The sequence below is a fragment of the Cupriavidus phytohabitans genome, from assembly GCF_000426345.1.
Lineage (GTDB): Bacteria > Pseudomonadota > Gammaproteobacteria > Burkholderiales > Burkholderiaceae > Cupriavidus.
On the sequence record NZ_AUFE01000183.1, the window covers coordinates 1 to 2,777 of the forward strand.

Below are 2,777 nucleotides of genomic sequence, written 5' to 3' on the forward strand. Positions count from 1 at the left end.
GCCGCCTGAGAACCGGCCACGATCAACCTTCGTACACCAGATTTGACTTTATCTCCTTCGGTCGCTCGCACTTCCGCCAATTGAGCTTCGAGCTTTTCCTTTTCTGCCAGCAGTTGCTTGTATGTGGCCATCCTGTTTCTCCGTCTCGTTGGAATTTCAGCATGGTACATTATCCCGGAGAGTGCAACGAATAGATCCCCTAATTCCACGGTTTCGCTTCAACGCTAAAGCCGGAATCCGCAATTGATGCATGTGCGCACGGCTGTGAGTTCACCTCGTCTTTACGAAGAGCTTCCGTGTTCTCGATCAAGGCTGCAGCGTCGCCATGAACTAAGAATTGAGCTGGCGTACCAATTTCTGCGCCGAAAGTTCGCCAACATTCCAGCAAGCTCAAGGCGCTGGGGAGACCTCAACTCGGTGCCAACGGCTCGGCAGATTCCGAAAGATAGCGGGCAACCTCATCCGCGTTCCTAAGGACAATTTGCTGAGCTTGAGGCCTCTTCTCCCGCCTCTCATCGAGCCCAAGGTTCCTCAGTAGATAGAACAGTAAAGCCTGTCGACATACGAGTATGACTTCACCGTTTTCCATTCCATAGTCAAGCTCGATAACCCGTTGGTGCGCGCCCGATAGGCCTGGATTGGGGGCCAGCACAAGCTTTATTATCGTTTGCCACTCTTTGTCATCGGATTGCGACGTCACTGTTGGCTCAATGTCCCCTATGCTCAGGATTCGAGCAATGACAAAGTCGCGGAATTGGCCACGGGAGTGACAGAACGCTCTCACATGCCAGCGAAAGCCGTTGTGGGCAAGCGCGTGCGGGGATAGCACTCTCTCGGTCGGCTCCGGTCGAGTCATCGACTGGTAAGTAACACGCAAGGCATATCCGCCCCGTATCGCCCTCAGCAGGACAGCCAAAGTGTCCGCGGACATGATCCGCCCAGGAATAGGGGTTGTCGCAATCGAAGGGCTCCAGCCAATGAAACTGGACTCGCTCCCCAACAGACCGGAAGTCGCAGCCAACAAGTCATTGAGATAGCGGGCCGGCTGCGTCGCAGGGAAGACTGGCTTGAACGTCCCCGCGGCAAGATAAATACGGCCACTGCGGTCGTACTCGAGATTCTCTGGGGCTATCTCCGTGTACCGTGCGATATCGAGAGACGCTTGAGGCGTCGAGATCCCGAAGAAGTCCACCAAGTCGCTGCGGTTTAACTTGCCGTCCCAGCGCAGACGAAAGTCGATGAACTCAAGTCGGCGCTCCTGGCTCCACTTGGGAGCCCCTCTGGTCGGCCTGGCATCGGGGATTTGGGTATGGGAAGGGCGCATAGCCCTAAGTGTATATCACGCATAATTTCTTTACGCGTCTAGTTTTTATGCGTATACTAATTATATGCTAAACGCCCATGAACCCTTTCTCCCGGCCGCAGCCTTGGTCTTGTCCGATGAAAGTCGGGAAAAGATAGGCGTCAACGTGCTTGATACGGCGCTCGAGAAAACGCTCGAACAGTCAGATGCGCAGGCAAATCTTGATGCCCTAAGCCCCAGCCTGCTCGACTTAACCAGGCAGCAGCGCAATCTCCTCCTCCTACGTCCCCTGTTTCAGCTTGAGCTGAACAAGCTGCGCATTGGTACCGATGCCAATGGAGACAACCCGCTGTTCGCAGGCGTCGACACCCACTATCTAGCGCTCTCCACCTTGGACTTCATGATGGAGGGGACAACGATGAATATGGGTTGCACTCAGGCGGAGGTACTTCATCACGCGTCGTACGTTGCGCAGGAGATGAAGCCAGGGCTCACGCCAGGGCAATGCGGTCGCGTCGCTGAGGTGATATTGGACACCCTCGATAACAAGGCCAATGCATACCGGGAATTCAGCTTCGATTTCTTCGACGCCAGTCAGATGGCAACCAAGTCGATTCGCTTCCGCTTGGTGACCTACGAGCCCGATCTGGAAGACGTCTATCGTTATCGTCCCACAGCCGAAGGGTATTTGGTCTACCTGGGTATGCTGGACCTTTCTCCAGAAGACTCGCAGGAGTTAATGGAGAAGATGCTGGACCTGCTGGTCCAGCGCGGTCGGTTTGAAGCGGCGCTGGAAATTGCAAAGCGTGCGCGCAAGCTATCCATTGAGCATCGGCAACTCATACGAGACCGTCTCCTCCAGGCCTACCGTGCACCTGGTTCGGTCAACTGGACCAAAGAGATGGCTGGAAAGCTGGATGAGGCTCGTACTCACGTCCGCGGGCGGCAGAGCGAGGACCAGCGGATGGAGGAGGCAGTTCGGGAAGCACTCCTCAACGCCGACGAATCCAAGACGAGACAGGACCTAGCGCAATTACTGAAGACGCTGCAAAGCGCGGGCATCATCCGTTCCAAATTGGTGAACGACATTACCGTCGCTCCCGAGCAGTTTCTCGAATCCCAGCGTGCAGTCTTCCGGGCGCGCCGCCCATCCGGTCTTCCGGACCTTGAAACGAAGCTGTTCCCGCAAATCCTGGCACTTTCCACTAGGACACTAACGGAGAGCGCTGACCACTGCATTGCCAGCTTTTATCCTCCGGAATGGCCGAAGGTCTACGATCTGAACACTGCATTTTCGCTGCTGCTGGAGCGCCGCGCAGATGATGCCGAGCCCGAGGCCGACGATGGTGAAATCACGCCTTTTGAGCCGCCACCCGACCAGTTCTCTAAAGAGCTCATTGCTTCGGTAGAAGCCTGGTTGAGATAAAGTCAAATCTGGTGTACGAAGGTTGATCGTGGCCGGTTCTCAGGCGGC

2 protein-coding genes are annotated in these 2,777 nt (G+C 55.6%); one reads left to right on the top strand and one right to left on the bottom strand.

Annotated elements, in window-relative coordinates; all coding sequences use genetic code 11:
* Nucleotides 1–409: 409 nt before the first annotated feature.
* Nucleotides 410–1,324, bottom strand: coding sequence for a helix-turn-helix transcriptional regulator (locus tag K309_RS44260; protein WP_051320770.1), 915 nt, complete (start codon nt 1,322–1,324; stop codon nt 410–412).
* A gap of 109 nt (nt 1,325–1,433) precedes the next feature.
* Between K309_RS44260 and K309_RS38835 the strand changes: the two genes are divergently transcribed.
* Nucleotides 1,434–2,729, top strand: a complete 1,296-nt coding sequence (locus K309_RS38835; RefSeq protein ID WP_198030916.1) for a hypothetical protein — start codon at nt 1,434–1,436, stop codon at nt 2,727–2,729.
* The last annotated feature ends 48 nt before the right edge of the window (nt 2,730–2,777 follow it).

Bases quoted from the DNA above. Each gene is read 5' to 3' on its own strand.
- K309_RS44260 (WP_051320770.1), bottom strand. From the start codon at position 1,324: ATGCGCCCTTCCCATACCCAAATCCCCGATGCCAGGCCGACCAGAGGG.